This window comes from Plantactinospora sp. GCM10030261, from assembly GCF_042666615.1.
Classification (GTDB): Bacteria; Actinomycetota; Actinomycetes; order Mycobacteriales; family Micromonosporaceae; genus KBS50.
Genome location: NZ_JBHTDD010000002.1, coordinates 172251 through 195664 on the forward strand (window position 1 = coordinate 172251; position 23414 = coordinate 195664).

Below are 23414 nucleotides of genomic sequence, written 5' to 3' on the forward strand. Positions count from 1 at the left end.
GTCAGGCAGTTGGGCTCCGAGTATCAGAAGCGCAATCCGCGGTCGTTGCGGTGAGCAGTAGCTATGCGGCAGGGCGCTGGCGCTTCCGGGTAATGTCGCCGTCGGGTCTGACGCGTCGGACGGGCGGCCGTCCGGTGCGTAGCGGTTCCGTGATCGCCTCGCGCTCGGCCGCCGACATCGGCCGTACGGAGATGTGCAGACCGAGTGCGGCAGCAACCGCCGCCAGTGTCCCGAGGGTGGGGTTGACGTTGCCGGCCGAGAACAGGCGACGGACGGTGGCCGGCTCGGCTCCGATCGCCCGCGCCACGTCCGCCTTCGATAGACCGGAGGCGGTCCGAGCGTCGTCGAGCGCGTTGATGATGGCGTCGACCGTCGCGATGCGGACGGACTCGGTGACGAAGCTCCGGAGAAAATCCGGATCGGTCAAGTCGTCGTTCAGGTCGTCCTGAAAGCCACTGCTCATCACTGCCTCCCGCGGGAACGTACCATAAACGATACGCCGACGGTGATGTCCGGGGCTGGTGCCTGCTGGATATGTGGCCGGGGGAGCCGGTAAGCTCTCGACCCGGCGGGTCCTTACGCCGTACCTCCTGACCGGGTGCCCACGCCGCCCGGCGACGCGGAGGCGAAGGGGACGAACGAGCCTCAGGGATCGCGCACCGGTCCGTTCCGTCCTGGCCGGCTGGCGCGGCGTCGACGCGTGGGGTGCCGCCGCGTCGGCGGCAGGAGCCAACGATGACCAGCAAGAAGCAGCTCAAGGACCGGATCCGGGCCCGGATGGCGGCCACCGGCGAGCGCTATTCCACCGCCCGCCGGCACGTCCTCGGTCGGGACCCGGGCGAGGCCCCGACCCCCGACGCCGGCTATCCGTTGCGCGGCGGTGCGCACCCCGACTCGGCCGTCGTGGCCAACGTGGCGGCCCACCACGGGCTGCGGCTGGCGGCGACCGGCGCGCCGCCCAGCGAGGCGCTGGTCTTCGGTCTCGGCGGCGGTCTCGGCGCCGGCTACATCCTGTGGGAGTTCGCCAGGCACGACACCCGGGCGCTGGTGCTCGGCTTCCGCAACGGCTGGCAGTACACCGGTCGCTGGGTGCGTCAGGCGCTGCACCGGCTCGGCGTGCCGTTCGACGAGCAGGCCACCTCGGGCACCGCCCGCGCGGCGACCCAGTTGTCGACGGCGCTCGACGCGGGCGAGCCGGCGATCATCTGGCCGGACCGGTACCTGGCCGGCTATTGGCACCTGCCGCCGCACCTGGACGGGCACGGCGGGCACCCGGTGCTCGCGTACGCCACCGACGGCGACCGGGTACGCCTCGACGACCGCAACCTGGCCCCGCTGACGGTGTCCCGGCAGGCGCTGGACGTGGCCCGGGCGCGCGTCGTGTCGTACCGGAATCTGCTGCTCGTGCCGCGACCCGGCGCGGACCGGGAACTGTCCGACGCGGACCTGCGCGCGGCGCTGCTGGCCGGCCTGGCCGAATGCGCCGACCACCTGCGGCAGACCTCGGAGTCGTTCTCGCTGCCGGCCTGGCGCAAGTGGTCCCGGATGATGACCGACAAGCGCAACGCCAAGGGTTGGCCGCGGGTCTTCGCCGACGGGCGGGGCGTGGCCGGCGCGTTGCTGTCGACCTGGGAGGGAATCGAGCCGGCCGGCATCACCGGCGGCAACCTGCGCCGCCTGTACGCCGACTTCCTCACCGAGGCCGCCGGGCTGCTCGACGCCCCGGCGCTCGGCGACGTGGCCGGCGCGTTCGCGGTGGCGGCGCGCGGCTGGCACGAGGTGGCCGAGGCGGCCTGCCCGACCGCCGTGCCGGAGTTCGCCCGGCTGCGCGAGCTGACCGCCGAGGTCAACGGCGGCGTCGTCGCGGACGGTGACGCGGGCGCCGCCGAGGCGGCGTCGGCGGCCGAGCGGCTGTGGGCGCTGCGGGCGCGGTGCGACGAGTCGCCGCCGCTGGATGCCGCCGCCCTGGGCGAGCTGTTCGCGGCCACCGGCGAACGGCTGCGCGAGGTCTACCACCTGGAGGCGGCGGCCGTACGCGGACTGCACGCCGCCCTCGACCTCTAGCTTGGGCCGGTCACCACGGCCGAACCCGGTCGCCCGGACCGTCGCCGCACTGATGATCGACCGCGGGGCTGGACCGGTCCACGCGCCGGAGTTTGGTCCAGCCGGTCCAGCCCCGTTGGGTCAGCAGGTCGATCAGCCGACCGGCCTGCGGCACGGTGTCGAACGTCCAGGTGTCCATGAGCCTGACCAGCGGCGGCTCGACGCCGGTGTCGTCGATGTAGTCCTCACCCTGTTCGTCGGCCAGTTCGGTGATGTATGCGGCCAGTTTGTCGGCGAGTTCCACCAGTCGCGGGTCGTCGGCGGTTCGGTCGAGAACCTGGCTCAGCACGAGATAGAAGTCGGCGAAACGCGGGTCGGTGAGCTGCTCGCGCTTGCGCGCCATCCACTCCGGGACGCGCTCGGGCGAGCGGGCGCTCAGCACTATCCAGCCGTCGCGCTCGACCCGCACGATCCGCTCGTCGACGCCGAGTGCCCGCAGGTGGTCGAGATACTCGACCACCTGCGGGGGCAGCACCAGGTTGTCGCCGGAGGCGAGGCGGGCGATCCGTTCGCGGTGCCGTTGCCGCCGCCGGATCTCGGCTCTCAGCCGTTTGTCGATGTCCGCCACCGCCGCGGTGAACTCCTCCTCGCGGGACCGCAACAGCTCCCGCACCCGGGAGAGCGGAACCCCGGCCTCGGCGAGCGTCCGGACCTTGATCAGCTCCACCACATCGTCGGCGCCGTACCGCCGGTATCCGGACCGGTCCCGCTCCGGCTCCGGCAGCAGCCCCTTGGCGTGGTAGTGCCGCACGGTACGCACTGTCACCCCGGCGTGCGACGCCAGCTCGCTGATGGTCAGCATCTCCCGCGGCTCCTAAGGTGTCCGCCGGGAGCCAGCCGGGTCAGCGGTGCTCAGGGCCCGCCGGATGATCTGGGCGATCTCCGGAGCGTGGGTGAAGGGCAGCCGATGGTCGCCGTCCACCCGGTAGGTAGCGACGTGTGGCTGTTCCCGGACGAGCCGCTCGAAACCGGCCTGCCAGTTCCGGTTGATGCGCTCCGCCTGCCCTCCACCGCTGTCGCCAGCCATCGAGGTTGACATGATCATGCTGGTGGGTCGGCCGATCCTCCGGAACCGGTCCAGAATTCCGGACCGGACGGCGTCGATCTCGATGTTGATGTTCAGGATCTCCCGGCCGGTGAGCAGCACCTGACGATCGGTGCCCTGGACGGTTCTCTGTCGCATCGCCAGTTCCTCCCACACCCGAAGGTACGTCGGCTGGTCGGCCTCGGTGATGAACGGTTCGGGTATCGGGTTGGCGCCGTCGATCAGTACAAGCTCCGTGGCAAGGTCCGGATGCTCGGAGGCATAGTGGACGGCCAGGTCCGCGCCCAGCGAGTAACCCACCAGCACGGGCGGCGCGAACAGATCGAGCCTGTCCAACCGCGCCATCACCGCCCTGAGATCGCCGAGAAACGCGTCGAAGGAGTACCGGTCGGCGGCCGAGGCGACGCCGTGACCCCGCAGGTCGAAGGTCACCACGTCGTGGTCCTGCCGCAACAGCTCGGTCAGCTCGCGCAGGTCGGCCTGCGTCGAGTTCAAACCGGGGCACAGCACCATCGGTCGCCCCCGACCGGCACGGGACACCGGGATGGTGACGCCGTCGTGGTGGATGGTGAGATACCGTACCGGCCCGTCAGCCCTGGTTCCTGTGGTCATGCGGCCATGCTCGAACATTGACCCTGCGTCAGGGTCAACCGTCGCGCGGCACGAGCACGGCGGACAGGTTCTCCACGGTTACCGCCCCCGCTGTCGCACGTACCGGAGCAGGAGCGCGCCGTCGTCGGTGGTGAGCACGCCGGTCAGGGCCATCCCGCGTGGTACCGGGGGGCCGTCCCCGCGCGGCGGGCCGGCGGTGATCCGGCCGGCGCCGGGACCGGCGAGCAGCGGGCTGAGCGTCAGGCACAGCTCGTCGACCAGGTCGGCGGCGGTAAGCGCGCCGAAGAGCACGGGCCCGCCCTCGCTCAGCACCTGGTGGTGCCCGCGTCGGCGCAGCTCGGCCAGCCCGGCGGCGAGGTCCACCGTGCCGCCACCGTGCCGGATCACGTCGGCGACCTCGGTCAGCCCGGCTGGTGGCTCGGCGTCCGCGTGGGTGAGCACCACCGGACGTACCGGTGCGTCGGCGAACGCCGGGGCGGCCGGGTCGAGGCGCAGCGAGTTCGACACCACGACCAGGGTGGGGCACTCCACGAGGCCGTGTGCCCGCCGCCAGGCCCGGCGGGCCGGGTCGAGCCGAACCGCCCGGTAACCCTCGGTGCGCAGCGTGCCGGCGCCCACCAGGAGGGCGTCGCAGAGCATCCGCAGGATGCCGAAGACGCGCTTGTCTGCGGGCGAGGAGAGACCTGCCGAGTGGCCCTCGACCTCGACCGCGCCGTCCAGGCTGCTGACGAAGTTGACCCGCAGGGTCGCAACGATTGGCCGGGCGTAGCTGTCGATCACGCCGGTCTCGTCCAGCGTCGCGCCGTCCGGATCCGGCCAGAGGCGGCGGATCCCCGAATCACCTGTCATTCACTGGCCGGACCCGTGACGGGAGGGGTGGGCGCGGGGGTACGGTGCTGGCAGTCGCACCAGTTGTGCCCCCGGCAGTCGTCGTGCCGTCTCTCCCGGCACGCGCGGCAGATCATGCCGGCAGCCTATGTCAGAGGGTGGGGGAGCATGCCGCGTCAGATCGTTCAGCTCAAAATCTCCCTGACCGACGTGACACCGTCGGTGTGGCGCCGGGTGCTGGTCCCCGGTGGTTACACGCTGGACCGGTTGCATCGCGTGGTGCAGCACGCGTTCGGGTGGCAGGACTGTCACCTGCACTCGTTCGACATCGACGGAGCCACCTACGGGCCGCCGGACCCGACCGGCGAGCTGGCGGTGCGGGACGAGCTGGACGTCCGGCTGGACAGCGTGGCTCGCAAGGGCGGGCGGTTCCGCTACACCTACGACTTCGGTGACTGGTGGGAGCACGACATCGCGGTGGAGGACGTGCTCACGGCCGACGGCGACCGGCGCTACCCGCTCTGTGTCGACGGTGCCGGCGCGTGCCCGCCGGAGGACGTCGGCGGACCGTACGGCTATCGCCAGTTCCTTGCCGCGCTCGCCGATCCGGCTCATCCGGAGCACGAGATGATGCGCGGCTGGGTGGGCCGGGTCTTCGATCCGGCGGCCTTCGACGCGCTCCGGGCGACGACCCTGGTACGCCGGCTGTCCTGAACCGACCCGAACTCGGGTACCCAATTGGTGACGATTTGGTATGTCGCCGGCCGTAACGAAATGGGAACGCTCCCAAATGGCCGTTGACAGCGTCGATCCGGTCCGCCACGCTCATGGGAGCGCTCCCGGCTGTGGTCTCGATCACTTTGGCCAGGAACGAGCGTGCCTCACCCCAGCAATCCACACCACCTCAGCGCAACCGAACCACGACCTGAGAGGGGTCAAGGATGAGCGTTTCCACGCGCCGACTGCGTACCGTCGCGGTGGCTGCGTTGGCCGCGGGTCTCGCCCTCGGCAGCACTGCGTGCAGCAAGAACTCCGACGGCGGTTCCGGCGAGTCGGGCGGCCAGGTCACCCTGGTCCTGCAGACCTTCCAGAACTTCGGCTACGACCAGGCCATCAAGGACTTCGAGGCGGCCAACCCGGGCATCAAGGTCGACCACCAGCGGATGGGCGAGTTGCGGGACTTCCAGCCCAAGCTCGTGCAGTGGCTGGCGGCCGGCAACGGCGCGGGCGACGTCGTCGGGCTGGAGGAGGGCGTCCTGCTCCAGTACGTGCAGAACCACGACAAGTTCGTGAACCTGCTCGACAAGGGCGCCGGTGACCTGAAGAGCACCTTCCCCGAGTGGAAGTGGAACAACGCGCTGACCTCCGACGGCAGCAAGCTGATCGGTCTCGGCACCGACGTGGGTGGGCTCGCGATGTGCTACCGCTCCGACCTGTTCAAGCAGGCCGGGCTGCCGACCGACCGGGAAGAGGTCAGCAAGCTGATCTCCACCTGGGAGGCGTACATCGAGACTGGCAAGAAGTTCAAGGCCAGCGGGGTGAAGGCGGCCTGGTTGGACAGCGGGACCAGCCTCATGCAGCCGTACGTCATGCAGAACTCGGAGTTGTTCTTCTTCGACAAGGACAACAAGTTCATCGGCGACACCAACCCGATCATCAAGAAGACCTGGGACATGGGTCTGCAGATGGCGGCCGACGGGCTCACCGCCAAGAGCGTGCGGTGGAGCGACGACTGGAACGCGGCCTTCACCAACAACGCCTTCGCCACGGTGCCCTGCCCGTCCTGGATGACCGAGGGCGTCATCGCCCAGAAGTCCGGGCCGGCGAACGCCGGTAAGTGGGACATCGCGACGATCCCCGGCGGCGGCGGCAACTGGGGCGGCTCCTACCTGGCCATCCCGGCGCAGAGCAAGCACCAGGATGAGGCGTACAAGCTGGCCACGTACCTGACCAGCAAGGAGGGCCACCTCGCGGCGTTCAAGGAGGCCGGCGCCATGCCGTCGGACCTGGCCGGCCTGGCCGACCCGGCGTTCGCCGAGAAGAAGAGCGAGTACTTCAGCAACGCGCCGGTCGGGAAGATCTTCGCCGACAGCGTGAAGAACCTGAAGCCGACCTACCTCGGGGCCAAGCACCAGCAGATCTGGGAGACGATCTTCGAGCCGCAGATGCAGGCGGCCGAGCGTGGGCAGGCGACCTCGGACGCGGCCTGGAAGAAGGCGGTCGACGAGGCGAAGAAGGCAGCGGGCTGATCCGGCGTTCGGCCCGGGCGGGCTCTGCCCGACCGGACGGCGTCGCCCGTGGGTGGGGGCGCCGTCCGGTCACGGGGGCGGGCGGCGCCCGGGCCATCGCCCGCACCACGCCCCTGACCTGCGGAAGGACCCGCCATGACCACTGTCGCCGGCCCCTCGGCACCGCCGCGGCCGCCAACCCCCCGGAGCAGCCCGGCGCATCGCGAGCGCGCGTACCGGCTGGGCCGCTGGGACATGAGGTACTCGCCCTACCTCTACATCACTCCGTTCTTCGTGCTCTTCGCCGCGTTCGGGTTCTTCCCGATTCTCTACACGGTCTACGTCTCGCTCTTCGACTACGACCTGCTCAGTGACAGCAAGACGTTCATCGGTCTGGAGAACTACCGAGTCATCCTGGGCGACGCCCAGTTCTGGAACGCGGCCTACAACACCGTCGGCATGTTCGTGATCAGCACGGTGCCGCAGCTCATCGTCGCCCTGATGATCGCCAATCTGCTCAACCGCCGGATGCGGGCCCGCACCGCGCTGCGGATGGGCGTGGTTATCCCCAACGTCGCCTCGGTCGCGGCCGTCGGCATCATCTTCGGTCTGATCTTCGCCGACCGGTACGGCCTCGCCAACTGGCTGCTCGGCGCCGTCGGGCTGGATCCGATCGCCTGGCGGGACAACCGGTTCGCCGCCTGGATCGCGATCGCCACGATGGTCGACTGGCGGTGGACCGGCTACAACGCACTGATCTATCTCGGGGCGATGCAGGCCATCCCGAAGCACCTGTACGAGTCGGCCTCGCTGGATGGCGCCTCGCCATGGCGGCAGTTCTGGACGATCACCGTGCCGTTGATCCGGCCCACCATCCTCTTCACGATCATCATCTCCACCATCGGCGGGCTGCAACTGTTCACCGAACCGCTGATGTTCGGGTACGGGATGCCTCGCGGTGGCGTCGACAACCAGTTCCAGACGCTGGCCATGTACATCTACGAGGTCACCTTCACCGGCAACTTCGACTATGGGACGGGCGCCGCGATGTCCTGGCTGCTGTTCCTCCTGATCATCGTGTTCGCGCTTGTGAACTTCGCGGCGGTGCGCCGCTCGGTCCGCGGGGAGGGGCCGTCATGAGCGAGCGGAGCGAGCGAAGCGAGGAAGCGTCATGAGTACTGTCGTCACGCCGTCGCCGGTGAGCGTCGCGGCTCCCGGCCCGGTCGGATCGCGGCGCCGCCGCGCTCGGCCCGGCGGCCGGTTGTGGGACGCCAGCCCGCTGACCTACCTCGCGTTGATCCTCGGTGGCGTGCTGTCGATCTTCCCGATCATCTGGGCGTTCATCGTCGCGTCCCGGGACAACAGCGCGATCTACGAGATGCCGCCGCTGCCCGGCGGGTTGTTCGGCGACAACGTGCAACGGGTGCTGGCGAACGAGGACGCGGCTTTCCTGTACGGGTTGATCAACTCGGTGGTGGTGTCCAGCGTGGTCACCGTCTCCGTGGTGTTCTTCTCCAGCCTGGCCGGGTTCGCCTTCGCCAAGCTGCGCTTCCGGGGGCAGAACGCGCTGCTGCTGGTGATCATCCTCACCATGATGGTGCCCACCCAGCTCGGGATCATCCCGCTCTACCTGCTGATGGTGGAGCTCGGCTGGCGGGGCACGCTGCAGGCGGTGATCGTGCCGTTCCTGGTGCAGGGTTTCGGCGTGTTCATGATGCGGCAGTACGCGGCCGGGGCGGTCAGCGGTGAGTTGATCGAGGCGGCTCGGTTGGACGGCTGCTCGACCTGGCGGATTTACTGGAACGTGGTGCTGCCCGCGCTGCGACCGGCCGCGGCCGTCCTGGGCCTGCTGACCTTCATGCAGACCTGGAACGAGTTCCTCTGGCCGTTCGTCGTCCTTGACCCCAACACCCCGACCGTGCAGTACTCGCTCAAGGTGCTCGCCTCCGGGTACTACTCCACCGACTACGTTGCCCTGTTCGCCGGCACCACGCTGGCGACGGTGCCGTTGCTCGTCGTGTTCCTGATCTTCGGCCGCCAGATCATCGGCGGCATCATGGAAGGTGCCGTCAAATCATGATCGAATCGCCAGCCACCCAGCTCGATCAGCAGATGATCCGCTTCCCGGGCGGCTTCCGGTGGGGCGTGGCGACGGCCGCGTACCAGATCGAGGGCGCCGCCACCGAGGACGGCAGGGGACCGTCGATCTGGGACACCTTCTGCCGCACCCCCGGGCGGGTGATCGAGGGACACACCGGTGACGTCGCGTGCGACCACTACCACCGGTTCCGCGACGACGTGAAACTGATGGCGGACCTCGGGATCACGGCCTACCGGTTCTCGGTGTCCTGGCCCCGGGTCCAACCGGCCGGCTCCGGCCCCGCCAACCAGGCCGGTCTGGACTTCTACCGCCGCCTCGTGGACGACCTGCGGGCCCACGGCATCGAGCCGTGGCTGACGCTGTATCACTGGGACCTGCCGCAGCCGCTGGAGGACGCCGGTGGCTGGCCGGAACGGGACACGGCGGCCCGGTTCGCCGACTACGCCATGCTGACCCACGACGCGCTCGGCGACCGGGTGAGCCATTGGACGACGCTTAACGAGCCGTGGTGCTCGGCGTTCCTCGGCTACGGCTCGGGCGTGCATGCGCCCGGCCGGCAGGAGTCGGTGGCCGCCGTCCGGGCCGGGCACCACCTGATGCTCGGCCACGGGCTGGCCACCCGGGCGCTGCGTGCCTCGGCACCGGAGCACGAGGTCGGTGCGACGGTGAACCTGTACGCGGTCTCCCCGCAGACCGACTCGCCCGGGGACGCCGACGCGGCCCGCCGGATCGACGGCCTGGCGAACCGGTTCTTCCTCGACCCGATGTTGCGCGGGTCCTACCCGACGGACGTGGTCGACGACCTGCGCGAGGTGACCGACTTCGCCCACGTCCGGGACGGCGACCTGGCGGTCATCGCCACCCCGATGACGTTCCTCGGCATCAACTACTACAGCCGGTACGTCGTCGCGGCGCCGGCGCCCGAGGGCAACCGCGAGCCGTACTGGCGGGTCCCGTCGTCCTGGCCGGGTAGCGAGCAGGTGCCGTTCGTCAGCCGTGGCGTGCCGGTCACCGACATGGATTGGGAGATCGACTCGGCGGGGCTGCTGGAGACCCTGGTGCGGGTCAACCGGGAGTACACCGACCTGCCCCTCTACGTCACCGAGAACGGGGCGGCGTTCGCCGACCGGGTGGTGGACGGGGAGGTGCACGATCCGGAGCGACTTGCCTACATCGACGAGCACCTGCGCGCCTGCCACGAGGCGATCGAGGCCGGGGTGCCGCTGCGGGGCTACTTCGCCTGGTCACTGCTGGACAACTTCGAGTGGGCCTGGGGCTACACGAAGCGGTTCGGCCTGGTCCACGTGGACTACGACAGCCAGGTGCGGATCCCGAAGTCGAGCGCGAAGTGGTACGCCGAGGTGATCCGTCGTCACGGCCTGGCCGCACAATAGGGGAAGGCAGCCATCCGGGGGCGGGCCCTCGGGGGCCCGGCGCCGGTCCACCCGGCGTCGGAGGAGCAGATCATGACGACCCAGCGCACCCGTTCACTCGGTCGACCCACCCTGGACGCCGTTGCCGCGCGAGCCGGGGTGGGCCGGGGCACCGTTTCCCGGGTGGTGAACGGCTCGCCACAAGTGAGCCCGGAGGCGCGGGCCGCCGTCCAGCAGGCGATCGAGGAGCTGGGTTACGTGCCCAACCGGGCGGCTCGCGCGCTGGTCACCCAGCGCACCGACTCGGTGGCCCTGGTGGTCTCCGAGTCGGGGGAGCGCGTCTTCGGCGAGCCGTTCTTCGCGGCCATCGTGCGCGGGATCAGCTCGGCGCTGCTGGCGACGCCGATGCAGTTGTGGCTGGCGATGGCCCAGTCGCCCGCCGAGCGGGAGCGGGTGGAGCACCACCTGACCAGCCAGCACGTCGACGGCGTACTGCTGCTGTCGCTGCACGACGACGATCCGCTGCCGGGCCTGCTGGAGCGGCGCGGCCTGCCCACCGTGCTCGGCGGCCTGCCGGCGGGGATGCTGCGTCCCGGTGCCCAGCCGCCGTACTTCGTCGACGTGGACAACGCGGGCGGGGCCCGGCAGGGAGTGGAGTACCTGTTCCAGCGGGGGCGCCGTCGGGTGGCCACCATCGCCGGCCCGCAGGACATGGGGGTAGGGGTGACCCGGCTGACCGGCTACCTGGACGCGGTCCGGGCCGCCGGGCGGCAGCCGACCGACGATCTGGTGGCGTACGGCGACTTCAGCCAGGACAGCGGCGCGGCCGCGATGCGCCGGCTGCTGTCCTCGGCCCCGGACCTGGACGCGGTCTTCGTCGCCTCGGACCTCATGGCGATCGGCGCGCTCCGGGTGTTGCGCGAGGTCGGTCGCCGGGTGCCGGACGACGTTGCCGTGGTGGGCTTCGACGACACGCCAGTCGCCGGCCAGGCCGAGCCGCCGTTGACCACCGTCTTCCAGCCGATCGAGGAGATGGGGCGGGAAATGGTCCGGCTGCTGGTGTCCCGGATCCGCCGGGACGAGCCGAGCCACCCGCAACTCCTGCTGCCGACCCGGATGGTGCCACGCGCCTCCGCCTGAGCGCTCCCTACTCCGAGGGCGCCCAGCGGCGCAGCTCCCGACGGGCCAGCGAGGCGCGGTGCACCTCGTCCGGGCCATCCGCCAACCGGAGCGTCCGGGCCCCCGCCCAGAGCGCGGCCAGCGGCGTGTCCTGGCTGACACCGGCCCCGCCGTACGCCTGGATCGCCTTGTCGATCACCCACTCGGCCATGGCCGGTGTGGCGATCTTGATGGCCTGGATCTCGGTGTGCGCGCCCTTGTTGCCCACCGTGTCCATCAACCAGGCCGTCTTGAGCACCAGCAACCGGGCCTGTTCGATGCGCACCCGCGACTCGGCGATCCACTCCCGCACCACACCCTGCTCGGCCAGCGGCCGGCCGAACGCCACCCGTTCGTGCACCCGCCGGCAGAGCAGTTCCAGCGCGCGTTCGGCCATCCCGATCAGGCGCATGCAGTGGTGGATCCGCCCCGGACCCAGTCGGGCCTGGGCGATCGCGAAGCCATCACCCTCGCCGCCGATCAGGTTTTCCGCCGGTACGCGTACCCCGTCGAAACTGACCTCGGCGTGCCCGCCGTGCGACCCGTCCGAATAGCCGAAGACGGTAAGCCCTCGGTGCACCGTGACGCCGGGGGTGTCCCGGGGCACCAGCAGCATGCTCTGCTGCCGGTGCCGGGGCGCGTCCGGATCGGTCTTGCCCATCACGATGAAGATCTCGCAACGCGGATCCATCGCCCCCGACGACCACCACTTGCGCCCGTCGACGACGTACGCGTCACCGTCCCGGCGGATCCGGGTGGCGATGTTTGTGGCGTCCGAGGAGGCCACCTCCGGCTCGGTCATGCAGAACGCGGACCGGATCTCCGCGGCCAGCAGCGGGGTCAGCCAGCGTTCCCGCTGCTTCGGCGAGCCGAACTCGGCCAGCAGCTCCATGTTGCCGGTGTCCGGGGCGGCGCAGTTCAGTGCCTCCGGGGCCAGGTGTGGGCTGCGGCCGGTCAGCTCCGCCAGCGGGGCGTACTGGAGGTTGGTCAGGCCCGCGCCGTACCGCGGATCCGGCAGGAACAGGTTCCACAGGTCGCGCTCACGCGCCTCCGCCTGCAGCTCGGCCATGATCGACGGCCGAGACCAGGCGGGGCCGGTCGTCACCTGTTCGGCGTGCGTCGGCTCGGCCGGCAGGATCCGCTCGACCAGGAAGTCGTGCACCGCCTCGTGCAGTTCGGCGGTGCGCGGATCGAATCCGAAGTCCACTAGTCCTCCCGCAGTCGGGTGAGCCCGTGGTCGACCAGCGGGGTCACGAGGTCGCCGATGCGGTCGAACCCGTCGCCCACGGTCTGCCCGAGCGTGTGCCGGTAATGGATGCCCTCGCAGATGACGGCGAGCTTGAAGCAGCCCAGCGCCACGTGCCAGCCCAGCGGTCCGACGTCCAGGCCGGACCGGGTCGCGTACCGTTCGATCAGTTTCGGTCCCGGCGGGAAACCGGCCCGCGGCCCCAGCCCGTCCGCGACCGCGTTGCCGGCGGCGGCGTCGCCGTCGCCGAGCACCTCCCAGTACGTCAGGAGCAGCCCCAAGTCGGTCAGCGGATCACCGAGGGTGGCCATCTCCCAGTCCAGCACCGCCCGGACGGCCACCGGGTCGGCCTCGACGATCAGGTTGTCCAGCCGGAAGTCACCGTGCACGATCCGGCCGCCGGACGGTGTCGCCGGCACCGTGGCGGCCAGCCGTTCCCGAAGCTCGTCCACGCCCGGCAGGTCCCGGCTCCGGGACCGGTCGAGCTGCCCGCCCCAGCGCCGGACCTGGCGGCCGAGGAAACCCTCCGGGCGGCCGAAGTCCGCGAGCCCCACCGCCGCGGGCTCCACCCGGTGCAGCTCCGCCAGGGTGTCCATCATCGCCATCGCCATCGCGTGCCGCTGGTCGGCCGAGAGCGGGTGGGTCTGCCGCCGGCTGCGGAATACCGTGCCCGTCACCCGTTCCATCAGATAGAACGGCGCTCCGAGCACGTCCGGGTCGGCGCAGTGCAGCAGCGCGGCCGGCACCGGCACGGCCGTGGTGGCGAGCGCGGAGATCACCCGAAACTCCCGCCCCATGTCGTGCGCGGTGGCGAGTACATGCCCCAGCGGCGGCCGGCGCAGCACGTACTCCCGTTCACCGGAGCGGACCAGATAGGTGAGGTTGGATTTGCCGCCGGTGATGAGCGTTGCCTGTGGCGGACCGTCGAGCAGGTCGGGGCGATATCGGGTCAGGTGGTCGGCGAGCCGATGAAGATCCAGTCCGGCGGGGGAGTTACCGGCTGGTAGATCAGTCATCCGAACAGTTGATGGCACCAGGGCCGGCGTGTCAACCCGTCGACGGCGAGCGGCCGGTCCAGACGTTGCGGCCGGGACATGGCGCGGCAACAGCTTCGAAACCCCGTCCGGCCAGGCTGGATGCCGGTGGCCGGCGCCTGCCCGGCCGCCCGAGGGGGTGGGGATGGTGCTGCGAATCCGGGTGAGCCTGCCCGACCGACCGGGGACCCTGGGCCAGGTCGCCCGGACGATGGGTGTGGCGGGCGCCGACATCGTCCAGGTCGTGGTGCTGGAGCGGCTGGCGGGGCGAGCGACCGACGACTTCACGGTGTTCTGGCCGGGAACGACACGGGTGGAGCGGCTGCTCGCCGGACTCGCGGCAATCCCGGGCGTCCAGGTCCTCGGCGCCTGGCGGGCCATGGGCGCGCCGACCGGTGGTGGGGCGGACGCGGAACTGCTGGCCCAGGTGGCCGGGAACACGCGGGACGGGCTCGCGACCCTGGTCGACGCCCTGCCCGCGTTGCTCGCCGCGGACTGGGCGGCGGTGGCGGTGGTCCCGGCCGACTGGGCCAGCCGACCGGCCGGCGACGGGGGACAGCCCATCCTCGCGTACGCCAGCTGGCAGGCGCCACCCGCGCCGGGCCTACCGCCGGTCACCCCGCTGCGGGCCCGGGTGGCCGACGGCCAGGACGGCTGGCACCACGCGATGGCCCCGTTCGGGCGGGCCGGCCTGGTCCTGGTGGTGGCCCGCGGCGACGGCGCCGGTCCGCTGCCGGCGGCGCCGTTCCACGTCACCGAGCTGGACCGGATCGCCCAGTTGGTGCGGGCGGCGGCCGTCATCCTCGGCGACCGGCTGGACCTGGTGGGTGCGGCGTCGTCGGCGATCCAGCGCTGACCATCGCGAAACCTCTGCCGGACGGCGTGCCGCGGGCGCACGCTTGGTGTGGGCGGCGGGTGGCGGGCGGAAGATCTTCCAACCCGCGGACCACCCGCCGGGGACCGTCCGGCGTGGGGGCCGGGCGGGAAAGGAGGCCGAGATGGCCCTGTGGCGAATTCGAGCGACCGTGGACGACCGACCCGGATACCTTTCCGTGCTGACCGCGAGCCTCGCCCTCCGGTCGGTGAACATCCTGTCGGTGCAGGTGCACACGACCGAGGCGGGGGCCGTCGACGACTTCCTCGTCGACGCGCCCGAGAAGTTGTCCGGCAACGACCTGGTGGCGGCGGTCGAGCGGGGTCGGGGCCGGGACTGCTGGGTCGCCCGCGGGGAGGCGCGGGTGCTGGCCGATCCGCCGACCCGGGCGCTCGGCCTGGCCGGCCGGCTCGTCCGCGACCCGGACCGGCTGGGCGAGGCACTGCGCACCCTGCTCGACGCGAGCACCGTCACCTGGCGGCCGTCCGGTGTCCCGGCGTCGTCCGGTGTCCCGGCCGATCCGGCGCCGACGGCCACCGGGCTGCCCGCGGAGCCCGTACCAGTGTCCCGGACCGTGCCGGTGCCCGTTCCCGAGGCCGATCCACGGCCGCGTCGCGGCTTCTCGGGTGAGTCGATGTGGTTGGCCGATCCGGCCGGCGGTTCGTTCGAGGTGACCCGGGTGGCGCCCGGCTTCACCCCGGCCGAATACGCCCGCGCGCAGGCGCTCATCGACGTCGCGGCGGCGCTGGCCGAGCGGGACGTGGACCAGGTGACCGTGCTGTTGCCCGACGGCACCGAGGTGATCGTCCGGCCGGCTACCGAGGACGACCTGCCGGCCGCCCTCGCCATGCACAGCCGCTGCTCGGTCCGCAGCCTGCGCCGGCGCTACCTGACCGCGGGCCCGCCGAGCGAGGCGCAGGTGAGCCGGCTGCTCCTGCCGTCGGCCGGGCTCACCCTCGTGGCCACCGTCGAGTCCACGCCGACCGACCGGCCGAGGCTGGTCGCCATCGGCTCGTTGATCGCCGAGGGTGACCTCGCGGCGGCGGCGCTCCTGGTGGAGGACGCGTGGCAACGCCGGGGGATCGGCACCGCGCTGCTCCGCCGGCTGGTGACCCACGCCCGCCGGGCCGGGTACGCGGCGCTTGTCGGGCACGCCGTCCCGGACGACGACATCTCGCTACGCGTGCTGCACCGGGTCGTCCCGGATGGCCGGACCGACCGGGAGGACGACCTGCTGACCGTCGCGGTGCCGCTGACACCTGAATCGCCGGCAACTCCTGATTCACCGCCACCTCTGGATTCACGGAACGTTCCGACGAGGCGGCCGTAGGTCAGCCGAACCGGTACTGCTGACTGGTCAGGGTGGGCGTCTTGCAGTCGAACTGGGTGAGCTGGGCGCCCTCGGCCGTACCGCCACCGGCGATCCGCAGGCACTGGATGCTGTGCCTGATGATCACGCGATAGTGGCCACTGTCGGTCGGTTCGAGCCGGAACTGCTGGTTCGCCCCGCCCCAGCAGTCCCACTGCAGCACCTGGGTGTCGAGCGCGTAGCTCCCGGACCTGACGTCCAGGCACTTGCCGCTGTGCGCGGCGACGAGCCGGTGGAAGCCCTCCCCGCTGGGCTGGAACGTGAACCGCTGGTTGGCGGCGGTCCCGCAGGCCCGTTGCTCCAGCACCACGCCGTTACTGGTCGAGGAGTTGGGCACGGTGAGACACTTGCCGGAATGCCGGGCGACCAGCCGGAGGCTGCCGGTGGGCACCGGCACCGGCACCGGCACCGGCATGGCGTAGTCGCGGACCAGCGCGATGGTCGGATCGAGGTCCGGCGCGCGGACCTGGTACATGCAGGTGCTGTCATTCCGGGGGTTCGGGCTGTAGGTCCAGACGAGGACGCCGGCCACGCCCGACAGGAAGTCGCCGTCGAACTCGCGGCGGAGCATGTCGGCCCGCTGCTGCAGGGAGGTGGAGCAACCGACCGCGGCGAGAATCCCGGTCTCTCCAATGATTAACGGCTTTCCGAGGCGGTAGAGCGGGGTCAGCGTCTTCGCCAGGTGCCGCGAAATGATCTGGTCACCGTGGTCCTGGTCGTACTCGTGCAGGCTTCCGACGTCGATGTGCGGACCGCTGTGGATCAACTCGAAGTCCGTGCTGCCCGGGGTGTACTCGGCCATGCTGCCGGTGGTCACCAGATGCACCGGGTCGACCGCCTTGATGGTGGCCGCCGCACCGTCGAGGAACGCCTTCATGGTGGCGTTGTCCACGGTGCTGTGGTGACCGGGCTCGTTCATGATCTCCCACATGCCGATCGCCGGGGAGTCCTTGAACCGGGTTACCACCGTCCGCACCCAGGACAGGTACGCCCCCCGGTAACCGTCCCGGTACCAGGCGACGTCCTTGAGCGACTCGCCGCAGTCCTCCCCGGCGTTGGCCAGCGAGAGGATCAGTTTCTGGCCGTGTGCCTCGGCACGCGCCACCAGTGGTTCGAGGCGCTCCACCCCGAAATGGGCGAACGCCCAGGTCCGGGTCATCGACGCCGGCGGCAGACCGGCCAGGTACGCGTCCATCTGGTCCTGCCGCCACGGGGTGCCGGTGGCGCAGCCGGTAATGCCGAACGAGTTGAAGCCCACGAACCGGTAGGGCGAGCCGTCGAGCATCAGGTTCCGGCCCTCGCGATACACGAAGCCGGCCGGCGGGGCGCTCGCCCGCGCGGGACCGGACCCGGTTCCGGAGACCTCGGTGACGAACAGCCCGCCCAGGGCGAGGAACGCGGCCAGCGCGGCCGCCAGCAGACGACGCACAGTAGATCGTCCAATCAGGATGGACAGCGGACGTCGAAGCATACTCGCCATGCCGGCCCGGCGTGGCCCGGTCGTCCCGCCCCGATCGGGCGGGACGACCGTGACCCGTCAGACGTTGGGCGGCAGTGCCGTCCAGTCCGGGAAGTTGCCGTACAGCCGGCGGTCGTCGGCACCGGTGGTGACTGCCTGCACCAGCAGATCACCGCCGACGAACGCCCCCTTCCAGGAGGCACCCCGGCCGCCGAACGGCTCGTCCCGGTCACCGCGCGAGCGGGGCTTGTTGATGCCGACCTTGAACGCCTGGAGGTCGACCACCAGCTTCGCCGCCTCCTCCTCGTCGTCACAGGCGAGGCTCGCGACAAGCGCGCCGTTCGAGGCGTTCATCGCGGCGAGCAGTTCGTCGTGGGTGTCCACCACGACGATCGTGTCCACCGGGCCGAACGGCTCGGCGTGCATCAGCCGGGACCGGCCGGGCGGCGCGAGCAGGACCGACGGCGCTACGTACGCCGAGGTGTCCTGGCCGTCGAGGAACGGCGCACCGGCCAGGTCGCCCCGGTACAGCGGGATCGCGCCGCCGCGGACCGCCTCCTCCACCTTGCGGCGCAACTCGTCGGCCTTGGCGGCGCTGATCAGCGGCCCGTAGTCCAACTCGGGCAGCGGGTCGCCCGCGGACCACCGCCGGTCCACCGCGAGCGGGTGGCCGAACCGCACCGACTGCACCACCGGCAGGTACATCGCCAGGAACGCGTCGACCAGGTCCCGCTGGACCACGAACCGGGGGTACGCGGTGCAGCGCTGCTTGCCGTACTCGAAACCCTTCTTGAGGTGCGCGGCAAGCGTGTCCCAGCCGGAGAAGTTCCAGATGCCCCAGGCGTTCAGGCCCTCCTGCTCGATCATGTGCCGCTTGTCGGTGTCCAGCAGGGCGGCGGCGACCTTGCCACCGTTGGACCGCCCGCCGACGAACGCCACGGCACCGATCTCCGGTGCTCGCACCAGCACCTCGGACAACTCCTCGCCGCTGCCGGAGAGCAGGGTGGCCGGCAGCCCGGCCCGGCGCATCAGCGCGTGCGCGACAGTGAGGCACACGGCGCCGCCCTGCGACGGCGTCTTGGCGATCACGGCGTTGCCGGCGAGCAACTGCACCAGTTCGGCGTGTACGAGGACGCTCATCGGGTAGTTCCAGCTCGCGATGTTGCTGACCGGCCCGGGCAGCGGTTCCCGGCCGTCGGCCAGCATGCGGTCGATCTGTTCGACGTACCACCGCACCCCGTCGAGTGCCCGGTCGACGTCGGCGCAGGCCAGCCGCCACGGCTTGCCGATCTCCCAGACCAACAGCAGGGCGAGCAGGTCGCGGTGGACGGTCAGCTCATCCAGGGCGGCCGTCACCCGGGCGACCCGGTCGGCCAGCGGCGTCGCCGCCCAGGCACGGTGCTCGACGGTCGCGGCCCGCACCGCGTCCCGCGCGGTGTCGGCGTCGAGTCTGGGCAGGTGAGCCAGCACCGTGCCGTCGACCGGCGTACGCACCGGAGTCGGCGTGCCACCCGAATGCCAACCGCCCCGCACCAGGTTACGCAGGGTGACGGTGGATCCGTCCGGGGCGGGATCGAACGCCTCCCCGGCGGTGTTGACGGCGCGGTTGAGGGCGGCGGTCCAGGCGGTGTCGTCGGCGAGTCGAAGTGCCATCACGGTCTCCTCGGGACGGGGGAGCGGCGGCGTCGATGGCACCGCGGATGGCCGTACTCTCGCGCATCGTGGCTGGTCGGGGCAACCGTACGTCCGTATGCCAGGACACGCCCCGCCGCTGTGTCGACCACATCGGCCGGTCCTGGGACTGACCGTCAAGCGGTCAGCCGCCGTACAGGCCCCTGAGGTACGCAGGGCCGTAGTGCCGCTCCAACTCGGCCAGGTCCTCGTCCGGCTGCACGGCCTTGGTGATCCGCGCCCGGGACGGCAGCTCGTCCGACCCCCACGTCTCCGGCTGCCACAGCGCCGAGCGCAGGAACGCCTTGGAGCAGTGGTAGAAGATCTCCTCGATCGACACGACAAGCGCGAACCGCGGGCGGTGCCCCTTGACCACCATCCGGTCGAAGAACGGCGCGTCCCGGACCAACTCGGCCCGGCCGTTGATCCGCAGCGTGTCGTCCCGACCGGGGACCAGGAAGATCAGGCCCACCCGCGGATTGTCCAGGATGTTGTGAAAGCCGTCGGCCCGCCGGTTGCCCGGTCGCTCCGGGATGGCGATCGTCGTGTCGTCCAGGACGAGGGTGAACCCGGCCGGGTCGCCCTTGGGGGAGACGTCGCAACTGCCGTCCGAGCCGGCCGTCCCGACCAGGCACATCGGCGAGGCGGCCAGCCACTGCCGGTCCACGTCGTGCAGCCTGGGCCGGACCTTGGTGATCGACCGGCGGCCCACCGGGCCGAGCAGCTCCCGCAGTTCCTCGTGCGACGTGACGCGCACCGTTCCGGCGTCGACCGTGGTCATCGCGTTCCTCCCCCGTGATAGTCCGCCGCGGACAGCATATCGATCCCGCGGGAGCTGGAGATCCCGGCTTGATCAACTCGATGTCGGAGAAGTAGCTGGGTCGGCGGGGTCCGGACACAGCTACTACGCCGACATCGAGTCGATCTACTCCGCCATCGGTCTCGCGTGGCTTACGGATCAGCTCCGGATCTCGCCGTGTTCGACGCAGGTCGCCGACCAGCCGGCCGGCAGGATCTGCACCTTCATCCGGCGGCGGCAGCGCGCGCAGAACCGCGGCGGCTCCAACTCCCGCGCGGCGCGGCAGCCCGCATGATCGACACCGTCCGCCGGCTCGCCGCACCGGTCACACCAGAGCACCTCAGCGATCGTCACGGCTACCTCCTCAGATCGTGGCGGACAGCGCCTTGACCGGCATCTTCAGGTCGTCCAGCAGGGCCAGGTCGGCGGTGGCCGGTCGTCCGAGGGTGGTCAGGTAGTTGCCCACGATCACCGCGTTGATGCCGCCGAGCAGGCCGTCGCGGGTACCCAGATCGCCGAGGGTGATCTCGCGCCCGCCCGCGTACCGGAGGATGGTCCGCGGCATGGCCAACCGGAACGCCGCGATGGCCCGCAGCGCGTCCTTGCCGTCGACCACCTCCTGGTCGGCGAACGGCGTGCCCGGTCGGGGGTTGAGGAAGTTCAGCGGCACCTCGTGCGGGTCCAACTCGGCGAGCTGGGCGGCGAACTCGGCTCGCTGTTCGACCGACTCGCCGAGGCCGAGGATGCCGCCACAGCACACCTCCATGCCGGACTCGCGCACCATCCGCAGCGTCTCCCAGCGTTCCTCGAAGGTGTGCGTGGTGACCACGTTCGGGAAGTACGACCGGCAGGTCTCCAGGTTGTGGTTGTAGCGGTGCACTCCCATCTCGACCAGCTCGTCGACCTGGGCCTGGGTGAGCATCCCCAGCGACGCCGCGACCTGGATGTCCACCTCCGCCCTGATGGCGGCGACACCGTCGCGCATCTGCTTCATCAGCCGCTCGTCCGGGCCCCGGACGGCGGCCACGATGCAGAACTCGGTGGCCCCCGTCGCGGCGGTCTGCTTCGCCGCCTCCACCAGCGACGGAATGTCCAGCCAGACGGCCCGCACCGGCGAGGTGAACAGCCCGGACTGGGAGCAGAAGTGGCAATCCTCGGGGCAGCCGCCGGTCTTGAGCGACACGATGCCCTCGACCTCGACCTCCGGCCCGCACCACCGCATCCGCACCTCGTGGGCGAGTTGCAGGGCCGCCGGCAGGTGCTCCTCGGGAAGCCGAAGGACGTCGAGGACGTCGGCCTCGTCGAGGCCCACTCCGTTCTCCAACACCTGTGTACGGGCCCGGTCAAGGATCTCTGGCATGGTCCGTACCCTACAAGGCCGACGCCGACCCCCGGTGACGCCAGGCACCGGACCGAGTGGCTCCCAGGGTGGCGTCCGCGACGCCGGGCGGGTCCCGGGCCGGGTCCCGCGGGGATGGTACGTTCCGGACGGACGAAGGGGTGGCAGATGGCGGACTGGCTGGCGGCGCTCGACCGGCGGGCCGCGCTGCGCGCCAGGGCCGGGCTGACCCGCCGGTTGCGGCCGCGTACCGCGACCGACCCGGTCGTCGACCTGGCCGGCAACGACTACCTCGGCCTGGCCCGCCACCCGGCGGTGCTGGCCGCGGCCGCTCAGGCGTTGGCCGGGTACGGGCTGGGCGCCACCGGATCCCGCCTGGTGCGCGGCTCGACCGACCTGCACGAGTCGCTGGAGACCGCGCTCGCCGACTGGATCGGCGGCGAGCGGGCGCTTGTCTACTCCTCCGGCTACCTGGCCAACCTGGGTGCCGTCCGGGCCCTCGTCGGGCCGCGCACCCTGCTGATCTCCGACACGCACAACCACGCCTCGCTCATCGACGGGTGCCGGCTGTCGGGCGCCGAGACGGTGGTCACCCCGCACGGTGATGTCGGCGCGGTCCGGGCGGCGCTGACCGCCGCGTCCGGCCGACCAGCCGTGGTGGTCACCGAGTCCGTCTTCTCGGTGGACGGGGATCTGGCGCCGCTGCGCGAGTTGCACGGGGCCGCCCGGGACCACGGCGCCCTGCTTCTGGTTGACGAGGCACACGCGGTCGGGGTCCTCGGGCCGCGCGGCGCGGGGGCGGTGGCCGACGCCGGACTCGCCGGGGCGCCAGACGTGGTGGTCACCGCGACCCTGTCCAAGGCCCTCGGCGGAGCAGGTGGCCTGGTCACCGGTCCGGCCGAGCTGATCCGGCACCTGGTCGACACCGGCCGGACCTTCATCTACGACACCGCGCTGCCGCCGGCCGTCGCGGCAGGCGTACACGCGGCTCTGGAACTGGCCCGCCACGGCGACGGCCGGCGCGCGGAGCTGGCCGATCGAGTGACCGCCGCGGTCCGTCGGCTGCGGGCCGCGGGCCTGGATGTGCCGGTGCCGGCCGCAGGGGTGTTGTCGATCACCGCACCCGGTCCGGAGGCCGCGGTGGCGTGGGTCGCGGCCTGCCTCGGACGCGGTGTCGCGGTGGGCTGCTTCCGGCCGCCGTCCACCCCGGACAGCAGGTCCCGGCTGCGGCTGACCGTCAACGCCGGCATCGCGCGGGCCGACTTCGACCGAGCCGTCGACGCGGTCGTCGCGTGCGCGCCGGCCGAGGCGCGCGGCGTGGTCGGTGCCGAACGGTCCGAGGCGGGCGGTGGCGTTGCTGGGACGCGGGCCGCTGGCCTCGCGGGTGCTGAGGCGGCGGCGTGACCGCCGCCCCGTGGACCGGCCCGGTGCTGGTCACCGGCACCGACACCGGCGTCGGAAAGACGATCACGACCGCCGCGATCGCCGCCGCTGCCGCCGCGGCCGGGCTGCGGGTGGCGGTGGTCAAGCCCGGCCAGACGGGTACGGCCACCGGCGAGCCGACCGACATCGAGGTCATCACCCGGTTGGCGGCGCCGGCCGGCGCCCGCAGCCTGGCCAGCTATCCCGAGCCGCTCGCGCCGCTGGCGGCGGCGCGGTTGGCCGAGGCGGAGCCGCTCGAACTGTACGCGGCGGTGGACGCCGTCCGGGCCGACGCGAAGGAACACGACCTGGTGCTCGTCGAGGGCGCCGGCGGGTTGCTCGTCCCGATGGGACTGCGGCCGTCCGGCGAGCCGTGGACCCTGGCCGACCTGGCGGTGGCGCTCGGCGCCCCGGCCGTGGTGGTGGCCCGGGCCGGACTCGGCACCCTCAACCACACCGCGCTCACCCTGGAGGCACTGGACCGGCGGGCCGTGCCGGCCGGGTTGGTGCTCGGCGCGTGGCCCACCGATCCGGAACTGGTGCACTGGGCCAACCTGACCGATCTGGTGCCCAACCTGGTGGGTGTGCTGCCGGACGGGGCCGGCGCCATGGACCCCGGGGTGTTCCGCCGGTCCGCGCCCGGCTGGCTCACCCCGGCGCTGTACGGCGTCCTGGACGACTGGCGGGCCTGGGCCGAGGGTGTGCACTGAGAGCTGACTTTCGTCAGTAACGCGGCAGGTCGGGCGCCGGTAA

The 23414-nt window shown here is 71.5% G+C and carries 21 protein-coding genes and 1 pseudogene; 11 read left to right on the forward strand and 11 right to left on the reverse strand.

Annotation, left to right across the window (positions count from 1 at the left end; genetic code table 11):
- Positions 1 to 61: 61 nt before the first annotated feature.
- Complete coding sequence (locus ACFQUZ_RS04290; protein WP_377437783.1) at positions 62 to 463, reverse strand: helix-turn-helix domain-containing protein; 402 nt, start codon at positions 461 to 463, stop codon at positions 62 to 64.
- Between the two features lie 272 nt (positions 464 to 735).
- On the opposite strand from ACFQUZ_RS04290, the gene ACFQUZ_RS04295 reads away from it, so the two are divergent.
- Positions 736 to 2064, forward strand: a complete 1329-nt coding sequence (locus ACFQUZ_RS04295; protein ID WP_377437786.1) for a BtrH N-terminal domain-containing protein — start codon at positions 736 to 738, stop codon at positions 2062 to 2064.
- A 10-nt stretch (positions 2065 to 2074) separates the two neighbouring features.
- On the opposite strand, the gene ACFQUZ_RS04300 is transcribed toward ACFQUZ_RS04295, so the two are convergent.
- The 3 genes from ACFQUZ_RS04300 to ACFQUZ_RS04310 all read right to left on the reverse strand — a co-directional run bounded on the left by ACFQUZ_RS04300 (position 2075) and on the right by ACFQUZ_RS04310 (position 4609).
- Entirely contained in the window at positions 2075 to 2905 is an 831-nt protein-coding gene (locus ACFQUZ_RS04300; protein ID WP_377437787.1) for a MerR family transcriptional regulator, read from the reverse strand.
- A 12-nt stretch (positions 2906 to 2917) separates the two neighbouring features.
- The gene (locus ACFQUZ_RS04305) at positions 2918 to 3760 is read right to left on the reverse strand and encodes an alpha/beta fold hydrolase (RefSeq protein WP_377437790.1); all 843 of its coding nucleotides are present in this window, start codon (positions 3758 to 3760) and stop codon (positions 2918 to 2920) included.
- A 78-nt stretch (positions 3761 to 3838) separates the two neighbouring features.
- Positions 3839 to 4609 carry a pyrimidine reductase family protein gene (locus ACFQUZ_RS04310; protein WP_377437793.1) on the reverse strand — a complete coding sequence of 257 codons (771 nt, stop codon included), beginning with the start codon at positions 4607 to 4609 and terminating at the stop codon, positions 3839 to 3841.
- Positions 4610 to 4756: 147 nt separating this feature from the next.
- Here ACFQUZ_RS04310 and ACFQUZ_RS04315 point away from each other — a divergent pair, with 147 nt between their 5' ends.
- The 6 genes from ACFQUZ_RS04315 to ACFQUZ_RS04340 all read left to right on the forward strand — a co-directional run bounded on the left by ACFQUZ_RS04315 (position 4757) and on the right by ACFQUZ_RS04340 (position 11430).
- The gene (locus ACFQUZ_RS04315; RefSeq protein WP_377437795.1) at positions 4757 to 5302 is read left to right on the forward strand and encodes a plasmid pRiA4b ORF-3 family protein; all 546 of its coding nucleotides are present in this window, start codon (positions 4757 to 4759) and stop codon (positions 5300 to 5302) included.
- 227 nt (positions 5303 to 5529) lie between these two features.
- Positions 5530 to 6837 (forward strand): extracellular solute-binding protein, encoded by a 1308-nt coding sequence (locus tag ACFQUZ_RS04320; RefSeq protein ID WP_377437798.1) that lies wholly within the window; start codon positions 5530 to 5532, stop codon positions 6835 to 6837.
- Between the two features lie 135 nt (positions 6838 to 6972).
- Entirely contained in the window at positions 6973 to 7956 is a 984-nt protein-coding gene (locus tag ACFQUZ_RS04325) for a carbohydrate ABC transporter permease (RefSeq protein WP_377437800.1), read from the forward strand.
- A gap of 31 nt (positions 7957 to 7987) precedes the next feature.
- Positions 7988 to 8896, forward strand: a complete 909-nt coding sequence (locus tag ACFQUZ_RS04330) for a carbohydrate ABC transporter permease (RefSeq protein ID WP_377437803.1) — start codon at positions 7988 to 7990, stop codon at positions 8894 to 8896.
- Positions 8893 to 10311, forward strand: a complete 1419-nt coding sequence (locus ACFQUZ_RS04335) for a GH1 family beta-glucosidase (protein ID WP_377437806.1) — start codon at positions 8893 to 8895, stop codon at positions 10309 to 10311. The genes ACFQUZ_RS04330 and ACFQUZ_RS04335 overlap by 4 nt, the downstream gene beginning before the upstream one ends.
- 72 nt (positions 10312 to 10383) lie before the next feature.
- Positions 10384 to 11430 carry a LacI family DNA-binding transcriptional regulator gene (locus ACFQUZ_RS04340; protein ID WP_377437808.1) on the forward strand — a complete coding sequence of 349 codons (1047 nt, stop codon included), beginning with the start codon at positions 10384 to 10386 and terminating at the stop codon, positions 11428 to 11430.
- Between the two features lie 7 nt (positions 11431 to 11437).
- Here ACFQUZ_RS04340 and ACFQUZ_RS04345 read toward each other — a convergent pair whose 3' ends face one another.
- Both ACFQUZ_RS04345 and ACFQUZ_RS04350 read right to left on the reverse strand, forming a co-directional pair.
- Complete coding sequence (locus ACFQUZ_RS04345) at positions 11438 to 12655, reverse strand: acyl-CoA dehydrogenase family protein (RefSeq protein ID WP_377437810.1); 1218 nt, start codon at positions 12653 to 12655, stop codon at positions 11438 to 11440.
- The gene (locus ACFQUZ_RS04350) at positions 12655 to 13710 is read right to left on the reverse strand and encodes a phosphotransferase family protein (protein ID WP_377437812.1); all 1056 of its coding nucleotides are present in this window, start codon (positions 13708 to 13710) and stop codon (positions 12655 to 12657) included. The genes ACFQUZ_RS04345 and ACFQUZ_RS04350 overlap by 1 nt, the downstream gene beginning before the upstream one ends.
- A gap of 163 nt (positions 13711 to 13873) precedes the next feature.
- Between ACFQUZ_RS04350 and ACFQUZ_RS04355 the strand changes: the two genes are divergently transcribed.
- Positions 13874 to 14584, forward strand: a complete 711-nt coding sequence (locus ACFQUZ_RS04355) for an amino acid-binding protein (RefSeq protein ID WP_377437814.1) — start codon at positions 13874 to 13876, stop codon at positions 14582 to 14584.
- A 142-nt stretch (positions 14585 to 14726) separates the two neighbouring features.
- A complete protein-coding gene (locus ACFQUZ_RS04360; RefSeq protein WP_377437816.1) occupies positions 14727 to 15932 on the forward strand; it encodes a GNAT family N-acetyltransferase in 1206 nt (401 codons plus the stop codon).
- A 1-nt stretch (position 15933) separates the two neighbouring features.
- On the opposite strand, the gene ACFQUZ_RS04365 is transcribed toward ACFQUZ_RS04360, so the two are convergent.
- From ACFQUZ_RS04365 to bioB, 5 genes are all read right to left on the reverse strand, one after another.
- Positions 15934 to 17400, reverse strand: coding sequence for an RICIN domain-containing protein (locus ACFQUZ_RS04365; RefSeq protein WP_377437818.1), 1467 nt, complete (start codon positions 17398 to 17400; stop codon positions 15934 to 15936).
- Positions 17401 to 17508: 108 nt separating this feature from the next.
- Positions 17509 to 19083: an aldehyde dehydrogenase family protein gene (locus ACFQUZ_RS04370; protein ID WP_377437821.1), complete on the reverse strand. Its 1575-nt coding sequence runs from the start codon at positions 19081 to 19083 to the stop codon at positions 17509 to 17511.
- A 163-nt stretch (positions 19084 to 19246) separates the two neighbouring features.
- On the reverse strand, positions 19247 to 19882 hold the full coding sequence (locus ACFQUZ_RS04375) for a pyridoxamine 5'-phosphate oxidase family protein (RefSeq protein ID WP_377437824.1): 636 nt from the start codon (positions 19880 to 19882) through the stop codon (positions 19247 to 19249).
- Between the two features lie 177 nt (positions 19883 to 20059).
- Positions 20060 to 20254, reverse strand: a complete 195-nt coding sequence (locus ACFQUZ_RS04380; protein WP_377437826.1) for a hypothetical protein — start codon at positions 20252 to 20254, stop codon at positions 20060 to 20062.
- 10 nt (positions 20255 to 20264) lie between these two features.
- Complete coding sequence (bioB, locus tag ACFQUZ_RS04385; RefSeq protein ID WP_377437828.1) at positions 20265 to 21260, reverse strand: biotin synthase BioB; 996 nt, start codon at positions 21258 to 21260, stop codon at positions 20265 to 20267.
- Between the two features lie 147 nt (positions 21261 to 21407).
- On the opposite strand from bioB, the pseudogene ACFQUZ_RS04390 reads away from it, so the two are divergent.
- Positions 21408 to 22541 (forward strand): annotated as a pseudogene (locus ACFQUZ_RS04390) (8-amino-7-oxononanoate synthase); the annotation flags it as partial.
- 125 nt (positions 22542 to 22666) lie between these two features.
- Complete coding sequence (gene bioD, locus ACFQUZ_RS04395; RefSeq protein ID WP_377438140.1) at positions 22667 to 23371, forward strand: dethiobiotin synthase; 705 nt, start codon at positions 22667 to 22669, stop codon at positions 23369 to 23371.
- Positions 23372 to 23414: the final 43 nt, after the last annotated feature.

What these genes read in the sequence shown, in the direction of transcription:
- ACFQUZ_RS04290 (WP_377437783.1), bottom strand. Translation starts at nt 463, where the DNA reads ATGAGCAGTGGCTTTCAGGACGACCTGAACGACGACTTGACCGATCCG.
- ACFQUZ_RS04325 (WP_377437800.1), top strand. Translation starts at nt 6,973, where the DNA reads ATGACCACTGTCGCCGGCCCCTCGGCACCGCCGCGGCCGCCAACCCCC.
- ACFQUZ_RS04310 (WP_377437793.1), bottom strand. Translation starts at nt 4,609, where the DNA reads ATGACAGGTGATTCGGGGATCCGCCGCCTCTGGCCGGATCCGGACGGC.
- ACFQUZ_RS04305 (WP_377437790.1), bottom strand. Translation starts at nt 3,760, where the DNA reads ATGACCACAGGAACCAGGGCTGACGGGCCGGTACGGTATCTCACCATC.
- ACFQUZ_RS04300 (WP_377437787.1), bottom strand. Translation starts at nt 2,905, where the DNA reads ATGCTGACCATCAGCGAGCTGGCGTCGCACGCCGGGGTGACAGTGCGT.
- bioB (WP_377437828.1), bottom strand. Translation starts at nt 21,260, where the DNA reads ATGCCAGAGATCCTTGACCGGGCCCGTACACAGGTGTTGGAGAACGGA.
- ACFQUZ_RS04330 (WP_377437803.1), top strand. Translation starts at nt 7,988, where the DNA reads ATGAGTACTGTCGTCACGCCGTCGCCGGTGAGCGTCGCGGCTCCCGGC.
- ACFQUZ_RS04370 (WP_377437821.1), bottom strand. Translation starts at nt 19,083, where the DNA reads ATGGCACTTCGACTCGCCGACGACACCGCCTGGACCGCCGCCCTCAAC.
- ACFQUZ_RS04295 (WP_377437786.1), top strand. Translation starts at nt 736, where the DNA reads ATGACCAGCAAGAAGCAGCTCAAGGACCGGATCCGGGCCCGGATGGCG.
- ACFQUZ_RS04375 (WP_377437824.1), bottom strand. Translation starts at nt 19,882, where the DNA reads ATGACCACGGTCGACGCCGGAACGGTGCGCGTCACGTCGCACGAGGAA.
- ACFQUZ_RS04335 (WP_377437806.1), top strand. Translation starts at nt 8,893, where the DNA reads ATGATCGAATCGCCAGCCACCCAGCTCGATCAGCAGATGATCCGCTTC.
- ACFQUZ_RS04320 (WP_377437798.1), top strand. Translation starts at nt 5,530, where the DNA reads ATGAGCGTTTCCACGCGCCGACTGCGTACCGTCGCGGTGGCTGCGTTG.
- ACFQUZ_RS04350 (WP_377437812.1), bottom strand. Translation starts at nt 13,710, where the DNA reads ATGACTGATCTACCAGCCGGTAACTCCCCCGCCGGACTGGATCTTCAT.
- ACFQUZ_RS04355 (WP_377437814.1), top strand. Translation starts at nt 13,874, where the DNA reads ATGGTGCTGCGAATCCGGGTGAGCCTGCCCGACCGACCGGGGACCCTG.
- ACFQUZ_RS04360 (WP_377437816.1), top strand. Translation starts at nt 14,727, where the DNA reads ATGGCCCTGTGGCGAATTCGAGCGACCGTGGACGACCGACCCGGATAC.
- ACFQUZ_RS04315 (WP_377437795.1), top strand. Translation starts at nt 4,757, where the DNA reads ATGCCGCGTCAGATCGTTCAGCTCAAAATCTCCCTGACCGACGTGACA.
- ACFQUZ_RS04340 (WP_377437808.1), top strand. Translation starts at nt 10,384, where the DNA reads ATGACGACCCAGCGCACCCGTTCACTCGGTCGACCCACCCTGGACGCC.